General features: G+C 73.5%; 22 protein-coding genes and 1 pseudogene. 9 read left to right on the top strand and 14 right to left on the bottom strand.

The window, feature by feature from the left end:
• Positions 1–34 precede the first annotated feature (34 nt).
• Both AC07DA_RS06585 and AC07DA_RS06580 read left to right on the top strand, forming a co-directional pair.
• Complete coding sequence (locus AC07DA_RS06585) at positions 35–616, top strand: DUF742 domain-containing protein (protein ID WP_479125183.1); 582 nt, start codon at positions 35–37, stop codon at positions 614–616.
• Positions 597–1,178 carry a GTP-binding protein gene (locus AC07DA_RS06580; protein WP_014675207.1) on the top strand — a complete coding sequence of 194 codons (582 nt, stop codon included), beginning with the start codon at positions 597–599 and terminating at the stop codon, positions 1,176–1,178. The genes AC07DA_RS06585 and AC07DA_RS06580 overlap by 20 nt, the downstream gene beginning before the upstream one ends.
• A gap of 154 nt (positions 1,179–1,332) precedes the next feature.
• On the opposite strand, the gene AC07DA_RS06575 is transcribed toward AC07DA_RS06580, so the two are convergent.
• The 4 genes from AC07DA_RS06575 to AC07DA_RS06560 form a co-directional block, all read right to left on the bottom strand.
• The gene (locus tag AC07DA_RS06575) at positions 1,333–1,527 is read right to left on the bottom strand and encodes an acyl-CoA carboxylase epsilon subunit (RefSeq protein ID WP_333933783.1); all 195 of its coding nucleotides are present in this window, start codon (positions 1,525–1,527) and stop codon (positions 1,333–1,335) included.
• A gap of 35 nt (positions 1,528–1,562) precedes the next feature.
• Complete coding sequence (locus AC07DA_RS06570; protein ID WP_479125180.1) at positions 1,563–3,146, bottom strand: acyl-CoA carboxylase subunit beta; 1,584 nt, start codon at positions 3,144–3,146, stop codon at positions 1,563–1,565.
• 154 nt (positions 3,147–3,300) lie between these two features.
• Positions 3,301–5,667, bottom strand: a complete 2,367-nt coding sequence (locus AC07DA_RS06565) for a polysaccharide lyase 8 family protein (RefSeq protein WP_479125179.1) — start codon at positions 5,665–5,667, stop codon at positions 3,301–3,303.
• A gap of 243 nt (positions 5,668–5,910) precedes the next feature.
• Complete coding sequence (locus AC07DA_RS06560; RefSeq protein WP_479125177.1) at positions 5,911–6,759, bottom strand: SDR family oxidoreductase; 849 nt, start codon at positions 6,757–6,759, stop codon at positions 5,911–5,913.
• A 331-nt stretch (positions 6,760–7,090) separates the two neighbouring features.
• On the opposite strand from AC07DA_RS06560, the gene AC07DA_RS06555 reads away from it, so the two are divergent.
• Together AC07DA_RS06555 and AC07DA_RS06550 are read left to right on the top strand one after the other, a co-directional pair.
• Positions 7,091–7,690, top strand: coding sequence for a YceI family protein (locus tag AC07DA_RS06555; RefSeq protein WP_479125175.1), 600 nt, complete (start codon positions 7,091–7,093; stop codon positions 7,688–7,690).
• A 216-nt stretch (positions 7,691–7,906) separates the two neighbouring features.
• A complete protein-coding gene (locus tag AC07DA_RS06550) occupies positions 7,907–8,692 on the top strand; it encodes a S1 family peptidase (RefSeq protein ID WP_479125173.1) in 786 nt (261 codons plus the stop codon).
• Positions 8,693–9,170: 478 nt separating this feature from the next.
• Here the strand turns inward: AC07DA_RS06550 and AC07DA_RS06545 are convergent, their stop codons facing one another.
• A complete protein-coding gene (locus tag AC07DA_RS06545) occupies positions 9,171–9,734 on the bottom strand; it encodes a YdeI/OmpD-associated family protein (protein WP_479125172.1) in 564 nt (187 codons plus the stop codon).
• Between the two features lie 39 nt (positions 9,735–9,773).
• Positions 9,774–10,358, bottom strand: coding sequence for a TetR/AcrR family transcriptional regulator (locus AC07DA_RS06540; RefSeq protein ID WP_479125171.1), 585 nt, complete (start codon positions 10,356–10,358; stop codon positions 9,774–9,776).
• Positions 10,359–10,430: 72 nt separating this feature from the next.
• Between AC07DA_RS06540 and AC07DA_RS06535 the strand changes: the two genes are divergently transcribed.
• Positions 10,431–11,369: a DMT family transporter gene (locus tag AC07DA_RS06535; RefSeq protein ID WP_479125169.1), complete on the top strand. Its 939-nt coding sequence runs from the start codon at positions 10,431–10,433 to the stop codon at positions 11,367–11,369.
• Positions 11,370–11,536: 167 nt separating this feature from the next.
• Positions 11,537–12,697, top strand: a complete 1,161-nt coding sequence (locus tag AC07DA_RS06530) for a Cmx/CmrA family chloramphenicol efflux MFS transporter (RefSeq protein WP_479125167.1) — start codon at positions 11,537–11,539, stop codon at positions 12,695–12,697.
• Between the two features lie 9 nt (positions 12,698–12,706).
• Here AC07DA_RS06530 and AC07DA_RS06525 read toward each other — a convergent pair whose 3' ends face one another.
• Positions 12,707–14,050 (bottom strand): hypothetical protein, encoded by a 1,344-nt coding sequence (locus AC07DA_RS06525; RefSeq protein WP_479125165.1) that lies wholly within the window; start codon positions 14,048–14,050, stop codon positions 12,707–12,709.
• 154 nt (positions 14,051–14,204) lie between these two features.
• On the opposite strand from AC07DA_RS06525, the gene AC07DA_RS06520 reads away from it, so the two are divergent.
• Positions 14,205–14,891: an SLATT domain-containing protein gene (locus AC07DA_RS06520; RefSeq protein WP_479125163.1), complete on the top strand. Its 687-nt coding sequence runs from the start codon at positions 14,205–14,207 to the stop codon at positions 14,889–14,891.
• Between the two features lie 54 nt (positions 14,892–14,945).
• On the opposite strand, the gene cimA is transcribed toward AC07DA_RS06520, so the two are convergent.
• The 5 genes from cimA to ureA form a co-directional block, all read right to left on the bottom strand.
• Complete coding sequence (gene cimA, locus AC07DA_RS06515; protein WP_479125161.1) at positions 14,946–16,550, bottom strand: citramalate synthase; 1,605 nt, start codon at positions 16,548–16,550, stop codon at positions 14,946–14,948.
• Between the two features lie 355 nt (positions 16,551–16,905).
• Entirely contained in the window at positions 16,906–17,517 is a 612-nt protein-coding gene (locus AC07DA_RS06510) for a TetR/AcrR family transcriptional regulator (RefSeq protein ID WP_479125160.1), read from the bottom strand.
• A 650-nt stretch (positions 17,518–18,167) separates the two neighbouring features.
• Positions 18,168–19,214: an agmatine deiminase family protein gene (locus AC07DA_RS06505; RefSeq protein ID WP_479125158.1), complete on the bottom strand. Its 1,047-nt coding sequence runs from the start codon at positions 19,212–19,214 to the stop codon at positions 18,168–18,170.
• Between the two features lie 8 nt (positions 19,215–19,222).
• On the bottom strand, positions 19,223–20,935 hold the full coding sequence (locus AC07DA_RS06500; protein ID WP_479125156.1) for an urease subunit alpha: 1,713 nt from the start codon (positions 20,933–20,935) through the stop codon (positions 19,223–19,225).
• Positions 20,932–21,636 carry an urease subunit gamma gene (gene ureA, locus AC07DA_RS06495; protein ID WP_479125154.1) on the bottom strand — a complete coding sequence of 235 codons (705 nt, stop codon included), beginning with the start codon at positions 21,634–21,636 and terminating at the stop codon, positions 20,932–20,934. Before ureA ends, AC07DA_RS06500 begins: the two co-directional genes overlap by 4 nt.
• 171 nt (positions 21,637–21,807) lie before the next feature.
• On the opposite strand from ureA, the pseudogene AC07DA_RS06490 reads away from it, so the two are divergent.
• Positions 21,808–22,490: pseudogene (locus AC07DA_RS06490) on the top strand (cytosine permease); the annotation flags it as partial.
• A 122-nt stretch (positions 22,491–22,612) separates the two neighbouring features.
• Here AC07DA_RS06490 and AC07DA_RS06485 read toward each other — a convergent pair.
• Together AC07DA_RS06485 and AC07DA_RS06480 are read right to left on the bottom strand one after the other, a co-directional pair.
• A complete protein-coding gene (locus AC07DA_RS06485) occupies positions 22,613–23,701 on the bottom strand; it encodes a branched-chain amino acid aminotransferase (RefSeq protein ID WP_479125152.1) in 1,089 nt (362 codons plus the stop codon).
• Between the two features lie 239 nt (positions 23,702–23,940).
• On the bottom strand, positions 23,941–24,984 hold the full coding sequence (locus tag AC07DA_RS06480; protein WP_479125150.1) for a 3-isopropylmalate dehydrogenase: 1,044 nt from the start codon (positions 24,982–24,984) through the stop codon (positions 23,941–23,943).
• Between the two features lie 144 nt (positions 24,985–25,128).
• Here AC07DA_RS06480 and AC07DA_RS06475 point away from each other — a divergent pair, with 144 nt between their 5' ends.
• A complete protein-coding gene (locus tag AC07DA_RS06475) occupies positions 25,129–26,706 on the top strand; it encodes a purple acid phosphatase family protein (RefSeq protein WP_479125149.1) in 1,578 nt (525 codons plus the stop codon).
• Positions 26,707–26,712: the final 6 nt, after the last annotated feature.

Here is a 26,712-nt window from a genome sequence, read left to right as displayed (position 1 = left end):
CGATGGGTGCCAGGCACAGTCGGAGGAGGAGAAAGTGGCAACACCCCCAGGCGGTTCGTCGGGCAACTGGTCGTACGGCCCTGCCCAGGGTCAGGGCGACGGTGGTCAGAACCCGAACCGTTACAACTTCCCCTCCGCACCCAGCCACCGGCAGCCGTACGCGCCACAGGGCCCCGGCCCGTCGCCGTACGACCAGCCGCAGGCTCCGCGCATCCAGCCCGTGCAGCCGCAGCGCCGCACCCCCGAGCCGGCGCCCGGTGGGGCGTCGAACCAGCACAATCCGCTGGTGCGCCCGTACGCCATGACCGGCGGCCGGACGCGCCCGCGCTACCAGCTCGCCATCGAGGCGCTGGTGCACACCACCGCGCAGCCGCACCAGATGCAGGGCCAGCTGCCCGAGCATCAGCGGATCTGCAACCTCTGCCGGGAAATCAAGTCGGTCGCCGAGATCTCGGCGCTCCTCACGATCCCTCTCGGCGTGGCCAGGATCCTCGTCGCCGACTTGGCGGAGGCGGGACTGGTCGCCATCCATCAGCCCGGCGGCGACGAGAACGCCGGCGGCCAGCCAGACGTGACACTGCTCGAAAGGGTGCTCAGTGGACTTCGCAAGCTCTAGCGGAGGGCCTTCCCGCTCCACCACGTCCGCGAAGATCGTGGTGGCTGGCGGCTTCGGCGTGGGCAAGACCACGTTCGTCGGCGCCGTCTCGGAGATCAATCCGCTGCGCACCGAGGCCGTCATGACGTCCGCTTCGGCCGGCATCGACGACCTCACCCACACCGGGGACAAGACCACCACCACGGTGGCCATGGACTTCGGCCGTATCACGCTGGACCAGGACCTGATCCTGTACCTGTTCGGTACGCCCGGTCAGGACCGCTTCTGGTTCATGTGGGACGACCTGGTGCGCGGCGCCATCGGCGCGATCGTGCTGGTCGACACGAGGAGGCTCGCCGACTGCTTCCCCGCCGTCGACTACTTCGAGAACAGCGGCCTGCCGTTCGTCATCGCCCTCAACGGCTTCGACGGCCAGCAGCCCTACACCCCGGACGAGGTCCGGGAAGCCCTCCAGATCGGACCGGACACCCCGATCATCACGACGGACGCGCGGCATCGGGCCGACGCGAAGTCCGCGCTGATCACGCTGGTCGAGCATGCGCTGATGGCTCGGCTGCGGTAGTTCTCCTGCTGCGGGACAGCCCCTGGCGGCCTCCGGGCCGCCAGGGGCTGTCGCGTCGCCGGGTGCGGGTTCGTGGGGGGCTGATCGCGCAGTTCCCCGCGCCCGCAAGAACAAGAAGGCCCCTCCGTGAGGGGCCTTCTGTCAGGTGCTGGGGTCAGCGCCAGCTGTGCGGGGCGCGGAAGCCGGGCTCTCGTTCCAGGCGGCGCCAGCCGGCCTTGACGCGGCCTCGGTGGGCCGGGGCGGGGTCCGTGGGGCGGGCGGCGGCGCGGGCCAGGAGGAGGGCCGTGATGGCGGCGACCTCCTCGGGCTCGGCGTGGCCCTTCTCGACGCGGATGTCAGGCGTGTCCATGGGTGTCAGTCTCCGTGGCTGGGGTGTCCGCCGGGTTACTGCGGCGGGTTGCCGTGCTTGCGGGACGGCAGGTCCGCGTGCTTGGTCTGGAGCATGGCGAGGGACCTGATCAGTACCTCGCGGGTCTCGGCGGGGTCGATGACGTCGTCGACCAGACCGCGCTCGGCCGCGTAGTAGGGGTGCATGAGCTCGGACTTGTACTCCTTGACCATGCGCGCGCGCATGGCCTCGGGGTCCTCGGCGTCGGCGATCTGGCGGCGGAAGATGACGTTGGCGGCGCCCTCCGCGCCCATGACCGCGATCTCGTTGGTGGGCCAGGCGTAGGTGAGGTCGGCACCGATGGACTGGCTGTCCATGACGATGTACGCACCTCCGTAGGCCTTGCGCAGGATCAGCGAGATCCTCGGCACGGTCGCGTTGCAGTAGGCGTACAGCAGCTTCGCGCCGTGGCGGATGATGCCACCGTGCTCCTGGTCGACGCCGGGGAGGAAGCCGGGGACGTCCAGAAGGGTGATGATCGGGATGTTGAAGGCGTCGCACATCTGGACGAAGCGCGCGGCCTTCTCGGAGGCCTCGATGTCCAGGACGCCCGCCAGCACCTGCGGCTGGTTGGCGATGACGCCGACGACCTGGCCGTCCATCCGGCCCAGGGCGCAGATGATGTTGCGGGCCCAGCGCTCGTGGACCTCCAGGTAGTCGCCGTCGTCGACGATCTCCTCGATGACCTTGGTCATGTCGTAGGGCCGGTTGCCGTCCGCCGGGACCAGGTCCAGCAGGACGTCCGAGCGGCGGTCGGCGGGGTCGGTGGCCTCGGCGCGGGGCGGGTTCTCGCGGTTGTTCTGCGGCAGCAGCGACAGGAGGTAGCGGACCTCCGCGATGCAGGTCTCCTCGTCGTCGTAGGCGAAGTGGCAGACACCGCTCGTCTCGGCGTGCACGTCGGCGCCGCCGAGGCCGTTCTGGGTGATCTCCTCGCCGGTGACCGCCTTGACCACGTCCGGGCCGGTGATGAACATCTGCGAGGTCTCGCGGACCATGAAGACGAAGTCGGTGAGGGCCGGGCTGTAGGCGGCGCCGCCCGCGCACGGGCCGAGCATGACCGAGATCTGCGGGATCACGCCCGACGCCTTGGTGTTGCGCTGGAAGATGCCGCCGTAACCGGCGAGGGCCGAGACGCCTTCCTGGATGCGGGCGCCGGCGCCGTCGTTGAGGGAGACCAGCGGGGCACCGGCCGCGATGGCCATGTCCATGATCTTGTGGATCTTGGTGGCGTGGGCCTCGCCCAGCGCGCCGCCGAAGATGCGGAAGTCGTGGGCGTAGACGAAGACCGTGCGGCCCTCCACCGTGCCCCAGCCGGTGATCACACCGTCGGTGTACGGCTTCTTGGCCTCCAGGCCGAAGCCGGTGGCCCGGTGCCGGCGCAGCTGCTCGACCTCCCGGAAGGAGTCCGGGTCGAGGAGAAGTTCGATGCGCTCGCGCGCGGTCAGCTTGCCCTTGGCGTGCTGCGCCTTGGTCGCCTTCTCGCTCGGTCCGGCCACCGCCTGCGCGCGGATCTCGTGCAGTTCGGCCACGCGTCCACGCGCGTCGGTCGGCTCACCCGGCGCCTCATCCAAAACGGTCATGTAGCGACCTTACGAAGCCGACCGAGAAAAGCGGGCCGTCGACTCCTCACAGTCTCCGGCGTGTTTTCCTGGTACCACCGAACAGAACCATGCCGGGGTGCAGCCCTTTCGACTGCTCAGAGGGCATGCGCCTTGTAGGGGTCGCACAAGTGGCTCAGTCGAGCGTCACGTCACATCGATGCCCGGCGCAGGCCGTCCCGGGGGTGAGGCGCAGCCGGAGCCGGCGGCCGGTGGCGAGGACCTCGACGGACTCGTCCGCGCGGACGACCCGGCGGACCGGGCGGTCCCAGGTGATCTCGAACGGTTCGCCCGTACGGGGCGGCTCGCTCACGCAGAGCGTAGCGGTACGGCCGCGGCGCACCACCAGTACGCTCGCGCCGGCCGAGGCGGTGAGGGGACCCGCGGTGCCGGGGCGCCAGAAGTTCGCGGCCGTCAGGCCGAGGGAGGGCACCCGAACCGCCTGGCGGGCGGCGTCGTTGGCGAGGACCGAGAGCCACCGGCGGTCGGCGGCGCGGCGCGCTACCGCGAGGCGGGACGCGCCGGGCATCAGGACGTAGGCGTAGCGGGCGTCGACCGGGTCGGTGCCGTGGTCGAGCCAGAGGGTCTGCCAGCGGCGGGTGCGGCGCTCGGCGGCGGAGCCGGTGTTGATGTCGGACCAGGCCCCGGTGCGGTCCTCGCGCAAAGCCCTGGGCTCGCCGTCGAGCAGCACCCAGCCGCCGTGGTCCTCCAGGTGGGCCCAGCCGGGGCCCTGGGCGAAGCGCTGGGTGCCGTGCGCCCCGAGGTTGCGGTTGTCGACGATCGTCTCGACCGGGACGCCGTCGGCGCAGGTGATCCCGGCGCCCAGGCAGATCACCGCGTCGGCGGCGCAGAACCACGACTTGCGGGCCTGCAGGGTGGAGCCGAGGCCCTTGAGGTGCTGGCCGAGTGCCGCGTAGGTGCCGTCGGTGGTGCCGCCGACCCAGCGGGCGTCCGGGCGTGCCGTGCCCCATTCGCCGCCCTCCCGGTCGGCCAGCCGCCGGGTGGAGACGGTGGTGCCGGGCAGCCGGTACCAGTCGACGGTCGGCCAGTACCAGTCCGTGTACTGGTCGCTCGCGCCGGACCACCAGCTGACCATGCCGGCGCCGGTGTGCCAGCCGCGCGGGTTCTCGCCGTTGCCGCACTCGTAGTGGGCGATGCGGTCGCTGGCCATGGCGATGTTCACGGTGAAGCCGGGGCGGCGGTGGACGGCGCGGTCCATGGCCGCGAAGAGGTGGTGGCCGGTGGGTTCGGGGGCGGCCGGGACCGGCGCGGCGGCGATGGTGTGCAGCCGGGCGAGGGTGGCGACGCCGAACTGGGGCGCCGTCAGCAGGGGTGTCACCGTGTCGCGTTCGATCCAGCCCTTGATGCGGGCGTGCCAGCGGTCGCGCTCCGCCGGACTCGCGCCGGCCGCGAGCAGGGCGATGGCCGCGATGAGCTGGTGGCCGTGGTAGTGGTCGCTGCGCATGACCCGGCGGTCGTCGGCGAGGTGACCGCGGCTGATGGCGCGGCCGTTGACGCTGTCCATGACGAGTCCGTCGTGGATGAGCGGCGCGAAGGCCCGTTCGACGCTGTCGAGGACGATCTGCCGGTTCGGGTCGGTGACCTCCCAGTCGGACCCGGCCAGCAGGGCGAAGAGCCGGCCCAGGCCGTCGAGCAGGACCTGGCCGTAGGTGCCGGAGTAGGCGACCGAGGTGTGCTGGACGAAGGAGCCGTCGGCGTAGAGGCCGTCGCCGCGGGTGACGTACGGGAAGACCGGGGAGAGCGCGTCGCGGGCGAGGGCGATCTTGGCGGGGGCACGGCCGAGGATGCCGCGCAGCGCGACGGAACGGCACAGGTCGACGCGGTTGGCACCCGTGGAGGTGCCGCCGTAGTCGCCGATCGCGGAGTCGGGGACGAAGTGGTCGGCGGCGGCGCAGGCGGCCCGGATCCGCTCGTCGCCCAGCCGCTCGTACAGGGCGGCGGTGATGTCCAGCAGCAGGCGGGGGCTGCCGATCTGCCACTCCCACCAGTTGCCGTAGCGGGTGGTGGCGGGGTGGTAGACCGTGGCGGAGAGGTGGTCGAGGCCGCGGAGGACGCCCGTGAGGAGGTCCGGGTCGGCGGTCGTGCCGGTGCCCGGCTGCAAGTAGGCCTGGGTCATGGTCCACAGGCGGCTGTAGCTGCGGGTGATGCCGGCCGGCGGGTCGAAGGGGTGCCCGGGCCAGAGGGAGTCCGCCGCCGGGGCCATCCGCCGGAGCAGGTCACGGGCGAGTGCGCCGGTCCCGGCCAGCCGGGAGGCGTACGGCTCCGCCGCCGGGTCGTAGCCCGTGCCGAGCGCGATCGCGAGCCAGCGCCGGCGCAGGGTGTCGTAGGGGTCGCCGGGAGCTCCCGCGACCCGGGCCGCGGGGGTCGCGCCCCCGGTGGCGGCCAGGGCCGCGGCGGCGAGCAGCAGGGCTCGACGGCCCGGTCGGGTCGGCCGGGCGGGCTCGCCGGTACGACGGAGGAACGCGCGGCGCTGCGGAGTCATGGCCCATGCCCTACCACGGGAGGCCGGTCACCTGAACGGAGGATCCGGCCGGAGTGACCGGGATGGCGGAACGGGGAACGCCCGAGCGGGAGAGGCCTTCGGGGGAACGTCCGAGTGGGACGGACGTTCCGGGGCGACCGGCTCCCCGGGGGAAGGGGTGTCCGGCCGGGGAGCCGAGCACCTCGCGCCCAGCCGGCCGCCCGCCCGGTCACCGCACGGACCGCCGAGCTCCCGTCCGGGCCCTCAGCCCCGGCGGCCCCGCAGACGCCGGTACAGCCCCGGTCCCAGCGCCCGGGCGCGGCCCTGGAGCGGCGGCGGGCCCAGGTACGCCTCGTCACGGTGCCGGCGGACGGCGTCGAAGATCACCGCGGCGGCGTGGCCCGGGGTGAGGAGGCCTGTGCCGGAGCCGGTGTCGCCAGTGGCGTGGCGCGCCGGGGACGCCGTGGCGGCGGGGGCGGGGACGACGTGGGTGACGCCGACGCCCGTGCCGCGCAGTTCCCGGCGGAGCGCTTCGGCGAAGGCGGCGAGACCGGCCCTGGCGGCGGAGCGCACCGCTTCCTCCTCCGTGTCCGCGCGGTCGGCGAGCGCGCCGAGCAGTACCACGCGGCCCCGTCCGGCAGTGATCATGGCGGGCAGGACCTCGCGCACGAGGTGGAGCGTGGCGTTGAGGTTCAGGGTCAGCACCCGGTCGATGTCGGTGTGCGGCATGGCGGCGAAGGGGCCCGTCCAGCCGATGCCCGCCCCGGCGACCAGGACGTCGATCCGGCCCGTCGCGTGCAGTGCGGAGCGGGCCAGCAGGCGCGGTCCGTCCGGGGCGGCGAGGTCGGCGGGCAGCACGACGGCCGACGTGCCGGCGGCGGCCCGCTCCAGGCGGTACCGGTCCCGCCCGCTGAGCAGGAGCTGCCAGCCGTCCAGGGCGAAGCGCCGTGCCGTGGCCGCCCCGATGCCCGAGGAGGCACCGGTGACCAGGGCCACGCGCCGGTCGAGACGCCGTTCGGGCCCGTAGACGCGCGTCCGGGCGGGGTCGCCGGCACGGCGCGGGGTGGCGTCCGCCGGCGGGTCGTAGGCCGAGCCGGGGCCGGTGAGTGTCACGAGTCGTCTCCCCTGCGCTGTGCCTCGTCTGTCTCCCTACGGTCCCTAGCTACGGAACCCCGTCTTCCGCGGCCCCGCCACCGCACCTCGTCGTCCCGCCGGTCCGCCCCACCGCCCGACGGGCCCCGCCACCTGGGCGAACCGCGAACCGCGGCGGCGTACGCCCGAAGGGGTCAGGACCACCCGTGCGGGCCGCCGGGCGGCGGTACGGGCGGCCCGGCGGAATCCGGTGCCGACACACCCGCCAAAGATGTTGAACATTGAACGGAATAGGTCTACGGTGGGACGCGTTAGGTAGTTCAACGTTCAACATAAGCCGCAGGAGGCACCCATGAGCATCTTCAGCCGCACCGACACCGCGACCGCCACCGACACCGCCGTCACCCCGGAGCTCGCCGCCCTCACCGGCGACTACACGATCGACCCGGCACACTCGACGATCGGGTTCGTGGCCCGCCACGCCATGGTCACCAACGTCAAGGGCAGCTTCCAGGACTTCACCGGCACGCTGCACCTCGACGGCACCGACCCCTCGCGCTCCACGGCCTCGCTCGACGTCGTGATGGACAGCATCGAGACGGGCAACGCCGACCGCGACGGGCACCTCAAGAGCGCGGACTTCTTCAAGGCGGACGAGTTCCCGACGATGACGTTCCGCTCCACCAAGGCCGAGGCGCTGGGCGGCGACGACTACCGGATCACCGGCGACCTGACGATCCTCGGCACCACCCGGCCCCTGACCATCGACCTGGAGTTCAACGGCGCGGCGAAGGACCCCTTCGGCAACGAGCGCGTCGGCTTCGAGGGCAAGGCGCAGATCCTGCGCTCCGAGTGGGGCCTGACCTGGAACGCCGCACTGGAGACCGGCGGCGTGCTGGTCTCCGACAAGATCAAGCTCAGCTTCGACATCTCGGCGATCAGGAACGCGTGACCCCACGGCACCGGCCCGGCGACACCGCCGGGCCGGCCTGGCCGGATCACGCCCCTTGTGCGAGAACCGTCGGCGTTCCCATAATCCAGCAGCAGAATTTTGACCAGTCCATGCCAGCACATGGACGTTCTTTTTTGCTGTGCCGCTGTCATGCGCTCGTCAAATGATGCTTCGGTTGCACGTCTCCCCGGTCAACCCCCCACGGAAGGCATCACGTTGAAGAGACTCCTCACCGCTCTCAAGAGATGCGCGGTCCTGGGCGCCGCCGCCCTCGCGATCGCCAGCCTCCAGCCCGTCTCCGCCGCGCAGGCCGCCCCCTCGCCCGTCGTCGGCGGCACCCGTGCCGCGCAGGGCGAGTTCCCGTTCATGGTCCGGCTCTCGATGGGCTGCGGCGGCGCGCTCTACACCCAGCAGATCGTGCTCACGGCCGCGCACTGCGTGGGCGCCTCCGGCAACAACACCGGCATCACCGCCACGGCGGGGGTCGTCGACCTGCAGTCCACCAGCGGTCGCGTCCAGGTCCGCTCCACCAAGGTGCTGCGCGCCCCCGGCTACAACGGCACCGGCAAGGACTGGGCGCTCATCAAGCTCGCCCAGCCCATCAACCTGCCGACCCTGAAGATCGCCACCACCACGCAGTACAACACCGGTGACTTCACCGTCGCCGGCTGGGGCGCGAACCGCGAGGGCGGCGCCCAGCAGCGCTACCTGCTGAAGGCGACCGTGCCGTTCGTCAGCGACGCCGCCTGCAGGGCCTACGGCGGTTCCTACAGCGGTCTGGTCGCGAGCGAGGAGATCTGCGCCGGCTTCGACGCGGGCGGCGTGGACACCTGCCAGGGCGACTCCGGCGGCCCGATGTTCCGCAAGGACAACACCGGCAACTGGATCCAGGTCGGCATCGTCAGCTGGGGCGAGGGCTGCGCCCGGCCCGAGGCGCCCGGCGTCTACACGGAGGTCTCGACGTTCGCCTCCGCCATCGCCTCGGCGGCCTCCACCCTCTGAGCCTTCACCATCGCTCCGGCGGCGTCCACGCGTTCGAGCCGCCGCCATCGCCCCGACGGGGTGTCCGCTCCAGCGGGCCGCCGCCACCGCTCCGACAGCGCGTCCGCTCTTGCGGGCCACCGTCCTCGCCCCGACAGCGCGTCCGCTCTTGCGGGCCACCGTGCTCGCCCCGACGGGGTGTCCGCTCCAGCGGGCCGCCGCCACCGCTCCGACAGCGCGTCCGCTCTTGCGGGCCACCGTCCTCGCCCCGACGGGGTGTCCGCTCCAGCGGGCCGCCGCCACCGCTCCGACAGCGCGTCCGCTCTTGCGGGCCACCGTCCTCGCTCCGACAGCGCCTCCGCTCCAGCGGGCCGCCGTCCTCGCGGGCCCGGTGCCGTGCGGCGCCGGGCCCGTCGCGCGCCGCCCGGCCGGGCTCACCGTCCGCGGCTCGCCGCCCTCGTCCCGCCGTCCCGCCTCACCTGCCGGACGCACCGGCCGCTCACCCCGCCGGCTCCAGCCTCCTGACCGCAGCGGCCACCTGCGCCTCCCGGGCGCTCGGCGTGCGGGCGCGCAGCACGCCGAGCATCACGAGGTAGCGGTCCGTCCGCCCCAGCCCCGCGAAGGCCGCCGCGGCCCGGGGACTGCGCGCCAGCGCCGCCGCGAGGTCCTGCGGGACCTCCGCCTCCTTCTGCGACGCGTAGGCCGCCTCCCACCGCCCGTCCGCCCGCGCGGCCGCCACCTCCGCGAGCCCGCCGGGCCGCATCCGCCCGGCCCCGGCCAGTTCCCGGACCCGGCGCACGTTGACCGACGACCAGAGGCTGCCGGGGCGCCTGGGCGTGATCCGCTGCAGGTAGTACGTCGCGTCGAGCCCCTTGCGCTGGCCGGTGATCCACCCGTGGCACAGCGCCACGTCGTTGACGTCGGCGGCGCTGACCGAGGCGATGCCCGATCCCTTCCTGGCGACCTCGACCCAGAGGCCGGGGTGCGGAGCGGGGTGGGCGGTCAGCCAGGAGTCGAGGTCGGCCGCGGTGGCGAAGGGCAGGTGTTCCCCGGAGGTGGTCATGACGCCACCGTAGGCGGCATAGAGGTCAGATCCTGACCTCTATGCCAGGAGGGCGGCCGCCTGTTCACGCGCCCGGGCGAGGGCGTCCGGGAAGATGCCGAGGCCGTGTGCCACGAGGGCGCCCTCGTGGAGCAGCATCAGGGCCCGGGCCGTCGCCTCCGCCCGCCCCGGCTCGATGTCCGCGGCGAGCCGGGTGAACAGGGCGAGCATCCACCGCTTCTGGCCGGTGATGACCGGGTGGGCCGGGTGGGCGGGGTCGCTGATCTCCGCGTGGGCGTTGACCATGCCGCACCCTTTGGGGCTGCGCTCCTCCGCCCAGTCGCGGGTGGCGTCGAAGACGGCCAGGACGCGCTCGCGCGGGTCCGGGCCCGCCGCGTCGAGGCGCTCGGCGAGGAACTCCCGCCAGCGCTCGTCGCGGTCCGCCAGGTACTCCACGACGATCTGCTCCTTGGAGCCGAACCGGTCGTAGAGGGTCTTCTTCGTCACCCCGGCCTCGGCGGCGATGAGGTCGACCCCCACGGCGTGGATGCCGCGCTCGTAGAACAGCCGCGCCGCGGCGTCCACGGCGCGGCGGGCGGCGGGGGTCATGACGATCCGGCGCGGAGTCTCGGCGGTGGCGGCCATGACACCAGAGTATACCGATCTGTATAGTGGGCGGGGAACAGGTATACCGATCTGTCTACTGGTTGTGATGTCGTGAACGTCCTGCTCTCCCTCGCCTTCGTCCTGAGCTGGAGCTCCGGCTTCATCGGCGCCAAGCTCGGCGCGGGCAGCGCGTCCGCGCTCACGATCCTGATGTGGCGCTTCCTGCCGCTGGCCGTCGTCCTCGTCGCCGCGGCCGCCCTGATGCGGCCGGCCTGGCGAGGACTGACCGCCCGGGACGTCACCCGGCAGGCCGTGATCGGCGTGCTCTCGCAGAGCGGCTATCTGCTCAGCGTCTACTACGCGATCCAGCTCGGGGTCTCCAGCGGCACCACCGCCCTGATCGACGGGGTCCAGCCCCTGGTCGCCGGGGCCCTGGCGGGGCCGCTGCTCGGGCAGTACGTGTCGGGCCGGCAGTGGGCCGGACTGGGTCTGGGCCTGAGCGGCGTCACCGTGGTCACCCTGGCCGACGCGGCGGCCGGCTCCGGTGTGGCGTGGTGGGCGTACGCCGTGCCGCTGCTCGGCATGCTGGCGCTGGTCGCGGCCACGTTCCTGGAGAGCCGTTCCCGCGCGCGGGTCGCCCCCTCCGTGTCGCTGACCGTCCACTGCGCCACCAGCGCCGTCCTGTTCAGCGTGCTCGCGCTGGGCGCGGGGGCCGCGGTGCCGCCGGCCGAGGCCGGGTTCTGGGTCGCCGTGGCCTGGCTGGTGGTGCTGTCGACGTTCGGCGGATACGGGCTGTACTGGCTCATCCTGCGGCGTTCCGGGGTCACCAAGGTCAACACCCTCATGTTCCTCATGGCGCCGGTGACCGCGGTCTGGGGCGCGCTGATGTTCGGGGAGCCGTTCGGCGTCCAGACCGTCCTCGGGCTGGCCGTCTGCCTCGCGGCCGTCATCGTCGTGCACCGCGGTGACCGGGGCGGGGAGACGGCGGCGACCGCGACCGGGGGCGGGCGGGAGGAAAACCGGTGGACCCGGTCGCCCGGCCGTGTCTAGCCTGCGGGGCATGTCCAGCCCCGAGGCGTCCAGACTGCCGCCACCGGCACTCCGGTGGCTGCTCGTGACGCCGATGCCGGGCCGCTGAGGCCGCCCGCTCGCTCCGCCGCCGGTGTGCCCTCCGAGGTGTCGTGTTCCTCGTCGGCTTCCGGGTGCGGAGTTCTTCCATGCCGTTCGCTCTTGTTCTGCTGGGCCTTGCCGTGTTCGCGCAAGGCACGTCCGAGTTCATGCTGTCCGGGCTGGTGCCGGACATCGCGCGGGACCTGGGGGTGTCCGTTCCCGCGGCGGGGGCGCTGACCTCAGCGTTCGCCGCGGGGATGGTCGTCGGGGCACCGCTGGTCGCGGCGCTCGCGCGGCGCTGGCCGCGCCGGGGCGCCCTGCTGGCGTTCCTCGCGGTCTTCCTCGCCGTCCATGTCGCCGGTGCCCTCACCGGCAGTTTCGAGGTCCTGCTGCTCACCCGGGTGGTGGGCGCGTTCGCCAACGCCGGGTTCCTCGCCGTCGCCCTCGTGGCCGCCGTGGACATGGTCCCGCCGGACGCGAAGGGGCGGGCGACGTCCATGCTGCTGGGCGGGGTGACGCTGGCCTGCGTGGCCGGGGTGCCCGCCGGAGCCGTGCTGGGCGAACTGTGGGGGTGGCGCGCGGCGTTCTGGGCCGTCGCGCTGGTGTCCCTGCCGGCGCTGGCCGCCGTGGCTCACTCCGTGCCGGGCGGTGCGGCCGGGGGCGCGCCGCCCGTGCTGCGGGACGAACTGCGGTCGCTGCGCAGCCCCCGGCTCGTGGTCACACTGCTGCTGGGCGCCCTGGTGAACGGCGCGACCTTCTGCACCTTCACCTATCTCGCGCCGCTGGTCACCGAGGTGGCGGGGCTGGGCAGCGGCTGGGTCCCCGGGGTGCTCGCGCTGTTCGGGGCGGGGTCGTTCGCGGGAGTGGCCCTCGCGGGGCGGTTCGCCGACCGGCACCCCGTGCCGGTGCTGGCGGGCGGGGGCGCCGCGGTGTGCGCGGGCTGGTGCCTGCTGGCGCTCTCCGCCGGGCACCCCGCGCCGGCGCTCGCCCTGGTCCTCGTCCAGGGGGCGCTGTCCTTCGGCGTCGGCTCGACCCTGATCTCCCGGGCCCTGTACGCCGCCCCGCGGGCGCCCACGCTGGCCGGCGGTTTCGCCACGGCGGCGCTCAACGTCGGCGCGGCGCTGGGCCCCTGGGCGGGCGGAGCGGCGATCGGCGCCGGGTTCGGCTACCGGTCGCCGGTGTGGCTCAGCGCGGGACTGGTCCTGCTCGCGGGCGGCGTGGCGGGGGTGGTACGGCGACAGCGCGGGCGGGTGGCGGCGCGGCGCTGAGGCCGGCGGTCAGAAGCCGCCCCCGAAGTCCCCTCCCCCGCCGCCGCCGAAGTCGCCGCCGCCGAAACCTCCGCCGAAGTCACCGGTGTCGAAGTCGGCGCCCGACACGTCGCCGCCCTCGTAGCCGCCGAAGTCGCCGTAGCCGGAGCCGTAGTCGGCCCCGTAGGCGGGGCCGGCCATCATGCTGCCGAGCATGGTGCCGACGAGCAGGCCCGGCAGCAGGCCGCCGCCGAAGTAGCCGCCGGCCCAGGGGCCGTAGGCCGGGCCGGCCTCCCAGTACGGGCGGCGGCCGTAGTCGGTGTCGACCTCGCGGATCACCGGGTCGCGGCCCTCGGCGAGCCGCGTGCGGTCGGCCGCGCAGACCGGCACCTCGCGCGCGGCGCCGCCCGGCGGCGTCCAGCGCGCGTCGGCGACCGACGGGCCGTGCCGCGGGTCGAAGAAGCAGGGCGGGCGGCGCTCCGGCAGCGGCCTGCCCTCGCGGCGGGCGGCGAGCCGCGCCAGGGAGAACCGGCCGTCCTCCACGGCCTCGGTGACGGCCTTGACGTCCTCCGGCCGCACCGCCGCGGCCATCAGGGACTTGGCCTGCTCGTAGGCGTCCAGCGCATGTTCGTAGTCGCCGCGCATGGCGTCGTCGGCCCCGGGTTCCCCGGGGTGGAAGTCGAGGCGGTCGAGTTCCTCGCCGAACGCGGTGATGTCCTCGTCGACGACCACCCGCAGCCTCTCCAGCGCGGCCCGCTGCTCCTCCTCGTGCCGGCGCCGGTTGCGGCGGACCAGGGCGTAGGCGCCCGCGCCACCGGCCGCGACCAGGGCGCCGACCGTGATCAGCCCGCCGACCGGGACGTCACCGCCCGGGCCGTCGCTCCAGCCGCTCGGCGCCGAGCCGCCCATGTTGCGCAGGGCGCCGTCGACGAAGTCGTTCAGCTGGGCCTTGGTGTCGCCCGCGCCCCGGACGGCCGTGACCAGGTTGGACACCGCCTGGGGACGCATCACGGAGCGGTCGGCGCGGGCGTCGAACTCGTCGCCGAGGCGGATGCCGTACAGGCCGGTCACGCCGGTCTCGGTGCGCAGGTTCCGGAAGAGGTCCTGCGTGGGGTAGCCGGCCGGGAGGACCGCCACGAAGATCGGCTTGTCCGCGTCCCGGATCTTGTCGGCGAGGGCCTCGGCGTCCGACTCGGCGAGCAGGCCGGCGGCGGCCGGGTCGACGTACACGGGGTTCTGGCGCAGTTCCCGGGCGACCTGCGTCAGGTCGGTGGCCGCGTGCGCACCCGGCGCACCGGCCAGCAGCGCCGCCAGGACGGCGGCGATCGGCACGATCAGCAGGCGTACGACAGTGCGCACCAGTGCGGCCTTCATATGTTCGAAGCTACCTGAATCGGTACAGAAACGGATATCCGTGAGAGCAGGGTTTTCGGGAGGCGGCTGCGCCTACGATGCCTCTGGCCCACTGCCGTGGGCCGGTCCGGCCGGTCCGGCCGAGCGGTCGCAGCAGGAGGGGCGGAAGAGGGGCATGTTCGCACGACGCAGAGCCGCGGACCTGACGGTGTCCGAACTCGCCGAGCTGGACCGGTCGCGGACGCGGGCCGACCTGTTGTGGGAGCTGTTCCGGCACGCCGAGGCCGAGGTGAGGTCGGCGATCGGCTGGTACCTGGCGCGGCGCAGGGGACCTGCGATGTGGTCGCGGTCGCTGCGGGCGCTGGCCGCGCTGCTGGGCATCGTCGGCACGATCACGCCGCTGGTGCACGCCGCCGCGCCCACGGCCGTGCAGCCCGAGTGGGGCTTCGTGTTCCTGGCCGGCGGGGCGGGGTGCGTCCTCTTCGACCGGATCTTCGGCTTCTCGGCGTCCTGGACCCGCTACATCCGCACGGAACTGGCGTTGCAGCAGCTCCTGAAGAAGGCGCAGTCCGACTGGGCGCAGGCGTACCTGCGGACCACCGACTCCCCCAGTGACAAGGAGCAGGCCGCGCTGCTCGGGGTGATCGAGCGGCTGCGGGCGGACGCCCAGCGGATCATCGAGGACGAGGGCGGCGCCTGGGTCGGCTACCTGGCCGACGGGGTCGAGGAACTGACCCGCTCCACGTCCCACGCCGCGGGCCAGCGCCCCCACCCGGCGGGCCTGTTCCGTCTCGACCGCACACCCGGCCGCGACAGGGGCGGCGAACTCCCCGGCCCCCGCTCCCGCGACACGGCGATGTGACGCCGCCCGAGCCGGTCCCGGCCGGGCCGGCCGGGACCGCGGGGCGCCTGCCGGTTACTGGGCCGGTTCCACGCCCGCGCGCAGCAGGCCGTACGTGTACGCGTCCTCCAGGGCCTGCCAGCTCGCCGCGATGACGTTGTCGGCGACGCCCACCGTCGACCACTCGCCCGAGCCGTCGGACGTGGAGATCAGCACGCGGGTCGTCGAGTTGGTGCCGTGCTTGCCTTCGAGGATGCGGACCTTGTAGTCCACCAGCTCCAGCTTGGCGAGCTGGGGGTAGATCTTCTCCAGCCCGACGCGCAGGGCCCGGTCCAGCGCGTTGACCGGGCCGTTGCCCTCGGCCGTGGCGACGATGCGCTCGCCCTTGGCCCACAGCTTGACCGTCGCCTCGTTGGCGTGGGACCCGTCGGGCCGGTCCTCGACGATGGCCCGCCACGACTCGACCTCGAAGTAGCGCAGCGGCTCGCCCTGCACCTCGGTGCGCAGCAGGATCTCGAAGCTCGCGTCGGCGGCCTCGTAGGTGTAGCCCCTGAGCTCGCGTTCCTTGACCCGCTCGACGACCCGGCCGACCAGCTCGCGGTCGCCGCCGAGGTCGATGCCGAGCTCCTTGCCCTTGAGCTCGATGGAGGCGCGCCCGGCCATGTCGGAGACCAGCATCCGCATGGTGTTGCCGACCTGCTCGGGGTCGATGTGCTGGTACAGGTCCGGGTCGACCTTGATGGCCGAGGCGTGCAGTCCGGCCTTGTGGGCGAAGGCGGACAGGCCCACGTAGGGCTGGTGCGTGGAGGGCGTGAGGTTGACGACCTCGGCGATGGCGTGCGAGATGCGGGTCATCTCCCGCAGGTGTCCCTCGGGCAGGACCCGCTTGCCGTACTTCAGCTCCAGGGCCGCCACGACCGGGAAGAGGTTGGCGTTGCCGACGCGCTCGCCGTAGCCGTTGGCCGTGCACTGCACGTGCGTCGCGCCCGCGTCGACCGCCGCGAGGGTGTTGGCCACCGCGCAGCCGGTGTCGTCCTGGGCGTGGATGCCGAGCCGGGCGCCGGTGTCGGCGAGGACGGTGCCGACGACCGCCTGGATCTGCGCGGGGAGCATGCCGCCGTTGGTGTCGCACAGGACGACGACGTCGGCGCCCGCCTCCGACGCCGTGCGGACCACCGACTTGGCGTACTCGGGGTTGGCGCGGTAGCCGTCGAAGAAGTGCTCGCAGTCGACGAAGACCCGGCGGCCCTGCCCGGTCAGGAAGGAGACCGTGTCCCGGACCATCTTCAGGTTCTCGTCGAGGGTGGTGCGCAGCGCGAGTTCGACATGGCGGTCGTGCGACTTGGCGACCAGCGTGATCACCGGGGCGCCGGACTCCAGCAGCGCCCTGACCTGCGGGTCCTGGGCGGCCGTGGTGCCGGCGCGGCGGGTGGAGCCGAACGCGACCAGCTGGGCGTGGCGGAAGCGGATCTCCTGCTGGGCGCGGGCGAAGAACTCGGTGTCCCGGGGGTTCGCGCCGGGCCAGCCGCCCTCGATGAAGCCCACGCCGAAGTCGTCCAGGTGCCGTGCGATGGCGAGCTTGTCGGCGACGGTGAGGTTGATGCCCTCCCGCTGGGCGCCGTCGCGCAGGGTGGTGTCGAAGACGTGGAACGCATCGTCGAGCTCGCTGGTAGCGGTCATGGTGTCAAGGCTCCTGATGGATGGGGTCTCGGTCGTACCGGAATGACCGGCTCCACCGCCCTCACATACTCCCTCGCGCTCTCGCCTCCGGCTGCGGGTGGGCCAGAAATGCGAAAAACCTCTCGCGGGTGCGAGAGGTCTGCGCGCGGGTCGAGGACGACGGTGTCCGCCCGTACCTGGTCGTACGTGGCGGTCACTGCGGACCGGCGCGCCTGCTGCCAATAATCATGGCGAACGAGAGCACGGGGGCAGTCTGGCACAACCCCCGCGCTCGCTCACGGTTGTCTCAGGATGCGGTCGGTCACCTCGTGGGGCGGACGTGTGCGGGCGTGCCGGTCGAGGCCGGGGCGGGCGTTCAGGCGTCCGCGAGGAGGCCGTCGGCGAGGAACTCGTGCACGTGGCGCAGGACCTGGGCCCGGTCGGTGCCGCGCAGGCCGATCGCCACGTGGATGGACAGGCCGTCCAGCAGCGCGCGCAGGCGGGCGGCGAAGCGGTCCGGGTCGACGCGGCGGAACTCGCCGCGCGAGATGCCCTCGGCGAGCAGGGCGGCCAGGTCGCGGTGCCAGGCGCCCTCGATGGCGGCCTGCCGGTCGCGGGCGTCCTCGTCGGCGTTCTGCGAGCGGTTCCAGACCTCCAGCCACAGGGTCCAGTGCGGGTCGCGGTGGCCGTCGGGGACGTAGAGGTCGACGTAGGCGCCGAGCCGTTCGCGCGCGGGTGCGGTCCGGGCCAGCAGGCGCGCCCGCTCGGCCCCCAGCCGGCCCTCGCTCCACTCCAGGGTGCGCAGCAGGAGCTCGTCCTTGGAGCCGAAGTAGTAGAGCAGGTGACCGCTGCTCATCCCGACCTCGCGCCCGAGCGCGGCCATGGTGAGCTTCTCCAGCCCGCGCTCGGCGATCATCGCCATGGCGGCGGCGAGCACGTCCTCGCGGGGCGGGGCCGGGGTACGGCGGCGGGGGGCGGCGGAACTCATCGGCTCGCCGCCGGGTTCCGCCTACGGGTTACCGGGCCCGCCTCACCAGCCGCCGGATCCGCCCGCCGGGCCACCAGGCCGACCACACGCGCCGCCGCAGGCCCCGCCCCGGCGACCGCCGGCTCCGGACCACGGACCGCCGGGCCCGGTGCACACGCCACCGCAGAGCCCGCCCCGAAGACCGTCGGCTCCGGATTACGGACCGCCACCGCCAGGCCCGCCCCACGGCCCGCCGGACCCAGGTCACACGCCGCCGCAGGAACCGCCCCGTCGACCACCCAGCCCAGTCCACAGACCGCCGGGTCCGCCCCACCAACCGCCAGGCCCGGTGCACACGCCACCGCAGAGCCCGCCCCGAAGGGCGTCGGCTCCGGGTTACGGACCGCCGGGACGGGTGTGTGGGACATGTCCGCGGCACCCGTCAGCGGCACGGCCGCGCCCCGGGCCGCCGCACCCACCGCGCGGTGCGCCGCCGGGGCCGTGCCCGGCCGGGTTCCCCTTCCGTGCGCCGGGTGCTGCCCGGCACGGGGGTGTCCGGCGGCGGGCCGCGCCAGGGCCGGGTGGTCGCGCGGGTCGGGGCCGGGCGCCGGCCGCTCGGTGCGGTGGTGGCCGCGGGTGGTGCGGGACAGCGTGTCGTTCACCCGTACGTTCTACCTGACGCCCGCCCTCGGCTGCTGCTGCGTGATGCAGTGGATGCCACCGCCGCCGGCGAAGACCGCCCGGGCGTCGACCAGGGTCACGGTCCGCTCGGGGAACAGGCGGCGGAAGATGCCGGCGGCGAGCTCGTCGCGCGGGTCCTCGAAGGCACACAGCACCACGCCGCCGTTGCAGAGGTAGTGGTTGATGTACGAGTAGTCGGCCCAGTGGCCGTCGGCCTCCAGCACGGTCGGGGCGGGGACCTCCACGACCTCCAGGCGCCGGCCCCGCGCGTCCGTCTGCGACGCCAGCAGGGCGATGACCTCCCGGGTCACCTCGTGGTCGGGGTGGGCGGGGTCGGGCTGGGAGTGCGCGACCACCACGCCCGGGCGGGCGAACGCCGCGACGATGTCGACGTGGCCGAGGGTGCCGAAGCCGTGGGGAGGGTAGTCGCCGGTCAGGCCGCGCGGCAGCCAGATCGCCTTGCGCGTGCCGAGCTGCGCGTGGATCTCGGCCTCGACCTGCTCGCGGGTCCAGCCGGGGTTGCGCTCGGGCCCGAGCTGGACCGTCTCGGTCAGCAGGACCGTGCCCTCGCCGTCCACGTGGATCGCCCCGCCCTCGTTGACGAGCCGCGAGGCGTACGTCCGGGCTCCCGCGAGGTCCGCGACGTGGGCTGCGATCTTCGCGTCGTGCTCCCAGCGGGCCCACTCCTGGGCGCCCCAGCCGTTGAACGTCCAGTCGACGGCGGCCAGTCGCCCGTGCCCGTCGGTGAGGAAGGTGGGGCCGATGTCGCGCATCCAGGCGTCGTCGAGGTCCCGCTCGACGGTGTCGACGGCCGGTCCGAGCAGTGCGGCGGCCTCGGCCGCCTGCCCCGGCGCGCACACCACCGTCACCGGCTCGAAGCGGCGCACCGCGCGGGCGACCGACGCCCAGGCCGCGCGGGCGGCGGCGAGTTCGCCGGGGTCGTCGAAGGTGGGGTTGGGGGACGGCCAGGCCATCCAGGTGCGCTCGTGCGGGGCCCACTCGGCGGGCATGCGGAAGCCGTCGGCGGCTGCGGGCATCGGTGACCTCAGAGGAAGTAGAGACGGTTGAGGGAGACGGACTCGGCCGGCGCGGAGCGCAGCGGCTCGCCGTCGAGCGTGACCAGACCCGTGCGCTGGTCGACGTCCACGGCCCCGGTACGGCAGTTGCGGCGCAGGTCGGCCGGGCCGATGCCGCGCGTGCCGCGCACCGCGACCCTCCGGCGGCGGGTGGGCAGCAGGTCGTGTCCCAGGTCGGCGGCGGCCTGTGCGACGAACGCCACCGAGATCTCGGCCGGGGTCGCTCCGTGCGCGCCGAACTGCGGCCCGAGCACGAGGGGTTCGCAGGTGTCGGTCGCCGCGTTCGGGTCGCCGGTCACGCCGTACGCCGGGAAGCCCGCCTTGAGCACCAGTTGCGGCTTCGCGCCGAAGAACTCGGGGCGCCACAGCACGATGTCGGCGAGCTTGCCCACCTCCAGCGACCCGACCTCGTGCGCCAGGCCGTGGGCGATGGCCGGGTTGACGGTCAGCTTGGCCATGTAGCGCAGGACGCGCTCGTTGTCGTGGCCGACGCCGGGGTCGCCCAGCTCGGCCTTCATCTTCCCGGCCATGGCGAAGGTGCGGCGGACCGTCTCGCCGGCGCGGCCCATGCCCTGCGCGTCCGAGGAGGTGATGCCGATGGCGCCCAGGTCGTGCAGGACGTCCTCGGCGCCCATGGTCCCGGCGCGGATGCGGTCCCGGGCCATGGCGGCGTCGCCGGGCAGGTCGGTCTTGAGGTCGTGGACGGAGACGATCATGCCGTAGTGCTCGGCGACGGCGTCCCGGCCGAAGGGCAGGGTCGGGTTGGTGGAGGAGCCGATGACGTTCGGGACGCCCGCCATCTTCAGGACGTTGGGGACGTGCCCGCCGCCGCAGCCCTCGATGTGGAAGGCGTGGATGGTGCGGCCCTCCAGCACCCGCAGGGTGTCCTCGACGGAGAGGCACTCGTTCAGGCCGTCGCTGTGCAGGGCGACCTGGACGTCGTGCTCCTCGGCGACGCGCAGGGCGGTGTCCAGGGCGCGGGTGTGGGCGCCCATGTCCTCGTGGACCTTGAAGCCCGAGGCGCCGCCCTCGGCGAGGGCCTCCACCAGGGGCGCCTCGTGCGAGGACGAACCCCGGCCGAGGAAGCCGATGTTGACGGGCCAGGCGTCGAAGGCCCCGAAGGCGTGCCGCAGCGCCCAGGGCGAGTTGACGCCGACGCCCCACACGGGCCCGAACTCCTGCCCGATGATCGTGGTCACGCCGGAGGCGAGCGAGGCCTCCATGATGCGTGGCGACAGCAGGTGGACGTGGGTGTCGACGGCTCCGGCGGTGGCGATGAGCCCTTCCCCGGAGACGATCGAGGTGCCCGTGCCGACGACGACGTCGACCCCGTCGAGGGTGTCGGGGTTCCCGGCCCGCCCGATCGCGTGGATGCGGCCCTCGCGGATGCCGATGGAGACCTTGCGGATGCCCTGCACGGCGTCGATCACCACGACGTTGCTGATGACGACGTCGCAGGTGTCCCGGACGGCGGCGGCCTTGAGGTGCAGTCCGTCGCGTGCGGTCTTGCCGAACCCGGCGAGGAACTCGTCGCCGGGCCGCTGGGAGTCCGACTCGACCTGGATGACCAGCCCCGAGTCGCCGAGGCGGAGGCGGTCGCCGGCGCGGGGGCCGTGGGTGGCGGCGTACTCGTACGGGGTGAGGCGGCGGGCCTCGGCGGGGTGGCCTCCCGGGCGGCTCATCGCTCGGCCTCCTGCTCGGGGGTGTCCGGTACGCCGAGGTAGCCGCAGGCGGCGGCGCGGCGCAGTGCCTCCGCGCGGGCCCCGGGGGCGTCCAGCGGTCCGTCGACCAGCCCGGCGAAGCCGATCGCGATCCGGTCGCCGCCGATCGGCACGAGCCCGACCTCGGCGCGCTCGCCCGGGCCGAACCGCACCGAGGACCCGGCGGGTACGGCGAGCCGCATGCCGTAGGCCCGCTCGCGGGGGAAGTCGAGGCGCGGATTGGCCTCGAAGAAGTGGAAGTGGGAGGTGACGGAGACCGGCACGGTGGCGGTGTTGACGACCGTCAGCCGCACCTGCGGCTCCGGCTCCGCGTGGTCCGGCCCGGGCAGCAGCGCGCCCGGCGCGTCCGGTCCGGAGCCGGAGCCGATCGGGTCGGAGACGACCGCGAGCCGCGAGCCGTCGTCGAAGACCGCCTCGACGTGCACCTCGGTGACGACGTCGGCGACGCCGGGCAGCACGTCGCCGGGCCCGAGGACGGAACGGGCGGCCTCGACGGCCTCCGCGAGCCGTTTGCCGTCCCGGGCGGCCTCGCACACCGTGTCGGCGATGAGCGCGGTCGCCTCGGGGACGTTCAGCCTCAGCCCTCTGGCCCGGCGGGCGCGGGCCAGCTCGGCGGCGCCGAAGAGCAGCAGCCGGTCGCGTTCGGTCGGGGTCAGCCGCATGTCACTCCCTCCGTTTAGAACATCACTCTAAACATGAGTTTGCCTTCCCTGGAAGGCTGACGGCGGACCGTCGCACACATCACATTGAACGTCGCTCTAACCGAGAGAGACCAGCATGCCGATCGAACAGCGCGGAGTCGACACCATCCCCGAGGAGTGGGGGTCCGAACACAGCTGTTCGGGACGTTCACGGCGTACGCGGCGCGCGCCGCCCTCGACTACGCGGGCCGCTGGTCGACGCGGCCCCCGCCTGGTACCTGGTGCCGCTGCTGCTCGCCGCCTCGGCGGGCTCGGTGGGCGACGCGGGTTCGATGCCGTACTCGATGGGCCTGGACCTGGACGCGATCCTGCCGCGCGCGTCCCGGGCGCGGGCGACGTACACGGTGGCGGTGGCGGCCACGGCCGCGGTCTTCGCCGGGCACCACTACTCCACCGCGCAGGGCGCCATGACGTCGTTCGTCCTGCTCCTGACCGCGATCGGCACGCCGTGGGCGGTCATCACCCTCATCGGCTTCGCCCGCTGCGGCGGGGTCTGCGACGCGGACGCCCTCCAGGTCTTCAACCGCCGTGCGCGGGGCGGCGTCTACTGGTACCGCGCCGGGTGGCACGTCCCGGCGACCCTCCCCTGGGCGGCCGGCGCCACGGTGGGCGTCCCTTCGGTGTCCCTGCCGTCGTACGAGGGACCACTGCCGGCCGTGACGGGCGGGGTGGAGGTGAGCTTCCCGCTGTCGGGGCTGGTGGGCGGTACGGCGTACGCGCTGTCGACGCCGGGGCCCGCACGAGCGAGACCCGGGGCGGAGGGGACCGCCGCGCACCCGGCCGGCGCGGAGGGCGCCTCGCACGTCGCGCGGTGACGCACCGCGCCGGGGACGGGGCCGGGCACCGGCAGGGCGGGCCCGGCTTCCTGTCCGGCCGGTGCGGGGACGCCGTTGGTGAGGGCCCGGGTGGTCCGGGGCGGATCCTCCGGGCAGGGGACCTAGCCCAGCGGGTGCATCCAGCCGTGCTTGTCCTCGGCCGTGCCCCGCTGGATGTCGAGCAGCGCCTGCCGCAGCTTCAGCGTGACCTCGCCCGGCTCACCCCCGCTCTGCTTCCACTCGGCCCCGGCCCGCTTGACCGTGCCGACCGGCGTGATGACCGCGGCCGTACCGCAGGCGAACACCTCGGTCAGCGTCCCGTTCTCCGAGTCGCGCTGCCACTGCTGGACCGAGACACGGCCCTCCTCGGCCTCGTACCCGAGGTCGCGGGCGACGGTGAGCAGGGAGTCGCGCGTGACGCCCTCCAGGATCGAGCCGGTGAGGGACGGCGTGACGATCTTGTTCCCGTACACGAAGTACAGGTTCATGCCCCCGAGCTCCTCGACCCAGGTGTGCTCCACCGCGTCGAGGTAGCAGACCTGGTCGCAGCCCTTCGCCGCCGCCTCGGCCTGCGCGAGCAGGGACGCCGCGTAGTTGCCGCCGGTCTTGGCGTCGCCCATGCCGCCGGGCACCGCGCGGACCCGGTCCTCGGAGACCCAGATGGAGACCGGCTTCACCCCGCCCGGGAAGTAGGCGCCGGCCGGGGAGGCGATCACCAGGAACAGGTACTCGTTGGCCGGCTTCACGCCCAGCCCGACCTCGGTCGCGATCATGAACGGACGCAGGTAGAGGGACTCCTCGCCGCCGTGGGCCGGCACCCACGCCTTGTCCTGCCTCACCAGCGCGTCGCACGCCTCGATGAACGTCTCGACCGGCAGCTCGGGCATGGCGAGCCGGCGCGCGGACCGCTGGAAGCGCTCGGCGTTCTTCTCCGGACGGAACGTGGCGACCGAGCCGTCGGGACGGCGGTAGGCCTTCAGGCCCTCGAAGATCTCCTGCGCGTAGTGCAGGACCGTGGTGGCCGGGTCGAGGGAGATCGGCGCGTACGGCACGAGCTGGCCGTCGTGCCAGCCGCGGCCCTCGGTCCACTTGATCGTCACCATGTGGTCGGTGAAGTGGCGGCCGAACCCGGGGCTGGCCAGGATCGCCTCACGCTCGCTCGCGGAGAGCGGGTTGGCGGAGGGCTTGAGCTCGATCGTGGGCGTCGTCATGGATTGATGTCCTTCACCGGTTGTAGTGACGGGCCGCGCTCGGTACCGCGCTGATGGTGACCAGTGCTAGGACGTCCGAGCATTCCCTCATTCCGCGGCCTCGCGTTCGATTATCGCCCGGGGGCGGCGGCGGAAGGAACGGGGTGGATCCGGCCCGGTGGTCGATGGTGGCACCCGGCGGGAACATGCGGAAGCCGCCGGGTGCGGATGCGACCCGGCGGCTTGCGGAAAGCGGCGGGTCAGCCGGCTACGCGTACGGCGAGGGCGTCGCCGATCTCCGAGGTGGAACGCGCGGGCTTGCCGGCCCGCTCGCCGAGGTCGGCGGCGACCGCCTCGTCGATGCGGGCGGCCTCGGCCTCGTAGCCGAGGTGGCGCAGCAGCAGGGCGACGGACAGCACGGTGGCGGTCGGGTCGGCCTTGCCCTGGCCGGCGATGTCCGGGGCCGAGCCGTGCACGGGCTCGAACATCGAGGGGAACTCGCCGGAGGGGTTGATGTTCCCGCTGGCGGCGACGCCGATGCCGCCGGAGACGGCCGCGGCGAGGTCGGTGACGATGTCGCCGAAGAGGTTGTCGGTGACGATCACGTCGAACCGCTCGGGCTGCGTGACGAGGTAGATCGTCGCCGCGTCCACGTGCATGTACTCGGTGGTGACCTCCGGGTACTCCTCGGCCACCTTGTTGAAGATGTTCGTCCACAGGTGACCCGCGAAGGTCAGCACGTTGTTCTTGTGGATCAGCGCCAGCTTCTTGCGCGGGCGGGCCTGGGCGCGCTCGAAGGCGTCACGGACGACCCGCTCGACACCGAAGGCCGTGTTCACGGAGACCTCGGTGGCGACCTCGTGCGCGGTGCCCTTGCGGATCGTGCCGCCGTTGCCGGTGTACGGGCCCTCGGTGCCCTCGCGGACCACGACGAAGTCGATGGCCGGCTCGCCCTTCAGGGGCGTGTCCACGCCCGGCAGGAGCTTGGACGGGCGCAGGTTGACGTGGTGGTCGAAGGCGAAGCGGAGCTTGAGCAGGAAGCCGCGCTCCAGCACGCCGGACGGCACGGACGGGTCGCCGATCGCGCCGAGCAGGATGGCGTCGTGCCGCTTCAGGGCCTCGAGGTCGGCGTCGGTGAGGGTCTCACCGGTGGCGTGGTAGCGCCGGGCGCCGAAGTCGTACTCCTTGGTCTCCAGCTTCACATCCTGCGGAAGGACGGCGGAGAGGACCTTCAGGCCTTCGGCCACGACCTCCTGGCCGATGCCGTCACCGGGGATCACTGCGAGATTGATGCTGCGAGACATGCGGGGCACCCTACTCCTCGTCCCATGGGATGACACGAGGTGTCCGTGATGCGGACACCCGGCCGGGTGAGCGCACGGGGCCGTCGACGGCCGTTCACCCGTATGTGGTGCGGCCGTTGGCCTCCGCTGGGAAGTTCACTGGACATGGAGATCCCCCACTTCGGCATCCCGCCCGAGCTCGCCCGCCGGATGAGCATGGCGGAGCAGCACGAGTACCTGCGCACGCGCCTGTCGCGGCGGCGCACGCTGGTGACCGCGGGCGCGGTGGCGAGCGGCCTGCTGACCGGCTGCGGCTCCGGCTCCTCCGCCGGGCAGGGCGGCGCCACGGCGACGCGGAGTCCGTCGCCGGGCACCTCGAAGGCACCCGGCTCCTTCATCACGCCCTTCGGCCGCCACCTCGCCTTCGGGGCCGACCCCAGGACACAGATGCGGATCTCCTGGCAGGTGCCGCTCGCGGTGCGCAAGCCGTACGTCCGGGTGGGCCCGCGCCCCGACGACCTCGGCCGCAGGGTCGAGGCCGAGCTGCGCGCGCTGCACACCCCGGGCCTGAAGGGCGTCCGGCCGGCGGTCGAGCAGTACTACCTGCACGCGGCGCTGGACGGCCTGCGTCCCGGCACGACGTACTACTACGGCGTCGGCCACGAGGGCTTCGACCCGGCCTTGCCGCGTCACCGGTCGACCGTCACGTCGTTCCGCACGGCACCGGCGCGTCCGCCCGAGCGGTTCGTGTTCACCGCGTTCGGCGACCAGGGCGTCGGCGCGGCGGCGGCCCTCAACGACCGTACGCTGCTGCGGCAGAGGCCCGCCTTCCACCTCCACGCGGGCGACATCTGCTACGCCGACCCGACCGGCAAGGGCAAGGAGTCGGACGTCTTCGACGCGAGCCAGTGGGACCGGTTCCTGAAGCAGACCGAGCCGGTGGCCCGTTCGGTGCCGTGGATGGTGACGACCGGCAACCACGACATGGAGGCCTGGTACTCCCCGGACGGCTACGGCGGCCAACTCGCCCGGTTCTCCCTGCCGGGGAGCGGCTTCGACGCGCGCACGGCGCCGGGCGTGTACGCCTTCACGTACGGCAACGTCGGCGTGGTGGCGCTCGACGCGAACGACGTGTCGTACGAGATCCCGGCCAACTTCGGCTACACGGAGGGCAGGCAGACGCGGTGGCTGGACCGCACGCTCGGCGAGCTGCGGTCGTCGGCGGACGTCGACTTCATCGTCGTCTTCTTCCACCACTGCGCCTACTCCACGTCCACGCACGCCTCCGACGGCGGCGTGCGCGCCGCGTGGCTGCCGCTGTTCGCGCGGCACGAGGTGGACCTGGTCGTCAACGGGCACAACCACGTCTACGAGCGCACCGACGCCATCCGGGGCGGCGAGGTGGGCAGGCCGGTGCCCATCGGCGGGACGACCGATCCGCGGCGGGACGGGATCGTCTACGTCACCGCGGGCGGCGGCGGCAGGGAGCTGTACGGCTTCCCCGCCGGGGTGAAGGAGAGCTACGAGGGGAACACCACCGGCCACGAGCCGGTGGACACCTTCCGCTGGACCAAGTCCCGGGACACCAGGGCGGAGTCGGTGCACTGGTCGCGGGTGCGCTACCGCGGCTTCTCGTTCCTCTCGGTGGAGGCGGTGAGCGGCGCCGCGCCGCGGCTGGCGGTGTCGGCGCTGACGTCGAACGGTGAGCGGATCGACCACTTCGAGGTGCGGCGCGGGGCGTGAGGCCCC

The sequence above is a fragment of the Streptomyces sp. NPDC044921 genome, from assembly GCF_056432865.1.
Note: the sequence above shows the minus strand (reverse complement) of the source record. Positions and strands in the feature narration are given on the sequence as shown.

Coding starts and splice junctions, on each gene's coding strand:
- AC07DA_RS06570 (WP_479125180.1), bottom strand. CDS start 3,146: ATGACCGTTTTGGATGAGGCGCCGGGTGAGCCGACCGACGCGCGTGGA.
- cimA (WP_479125161.1), bottom strand. CDS start 16,550: ATGACCGCTACCAGCGAGCTCGACGATGCGTTCCACGTCTTCGACACC.
- AC07DA_RS06500 (WP_479125156.1), bottom strand. CDS start 20,935: ATGAGCCGCCCGGGAGGCCACCCCGCCGAGGCCCGCCGCCTCACCCCG.
- AC07DA_RS06480 (WP_479125150.1), bottom strand. CDS start 24,984: ATGTCTCGCAGCATCAATCTCGCAGTGATCCCCGGTGACGGCATCGGC.
- AC07DA_RS06525 (WP_479125165.1), bottom strand. CDS start 14,050: ATGAAGGCCGCACTGGTGCGCACTGTCGTACGCCTGCTGATCGTGCCG.
- AC07DA_RS06540 (WP_479125171.1), bottom strand. CDS start 10,358: ATGGCCGCCACCGCCGAGACTCCGCGCCGGATCGTCATGACCCCCGCC.
- AC07DA_RS06545 (WP_479125172.1), bottom strand. CDS start 9,734: ATGACCACCTCCGGGGAACACCTGCCCTTCGCCACCGCGGCCGACCTC.
- AC07DA_RS06485 (WP_479125152.1), bottom strand. CDS start 23,701: ATGACGACGCCCACGATCGAGCTCAAGCCCTCCGCCAACCCGCTCTCC.
- AC07DA_RS06510 (WP_479125160.1), bottom strand. CDS start 17,517: ATGAGTTCCGCCGCCCCCCGCCGCCGTACCCCGGCCCCGCCCCGCGAG.
- AC07DA_RS06555 (WP_479125175.1), top strand. CDS start 7,091: ATGAGCATCTTCAGCCGCACCGACACCGCGACCGCCACCGACACCGCC.
- AC07DA_RS06520 (WP_479125163.1), top strand. CDS start 14,205: ATGTTCGCACGACGCAGAGCCGCGGACCTGACGGTGTCCGAACTCGCC.
- AC07DA_RS06475 (WP_479125149.1), top strand. CDS start 25,129: ATGGAGATCCCCCACTTCGGCATCCCGCCCGAGCTCGCCCGCCGGATG.
- AC07DA_RS06575 (WP_333933783.1), bottom strand. CDS start 1,527: ATGGACACGCCTGACATCCGCGTCGAGAAGGGCCACGCCGAGCCCGAG.
- ureA (WP_479125154.1), bottom strand. CDS start 21,636: ATGCGGCTGACCCCGACCGAACGCGACCGGCTGCTGCTCTTCGGCGCC.
- AC07DA_RS06565 (WP_479125179.1), bottom strand. CDS start 5,667: ATGACTCCGCAGCGCCGCGCGTTCCTCCGTCGTACCGGCGAGCCCGCC.
- AC07DA_RS06505 (WP_479125158.1), bottom strand. CDS start 19,214: ATGCCCGCAGCCGCCGACGGCTTCCGCATGCCCGCCGAGTGGGCCCCG.
- AC07DA_RS06530 (WP_479125167.1), top strand. CDS start 11,537: ATGCCGTTCGCTCTTGTTCTGCTGGGCCTTGCCGTGTTCGCGCAAGGC.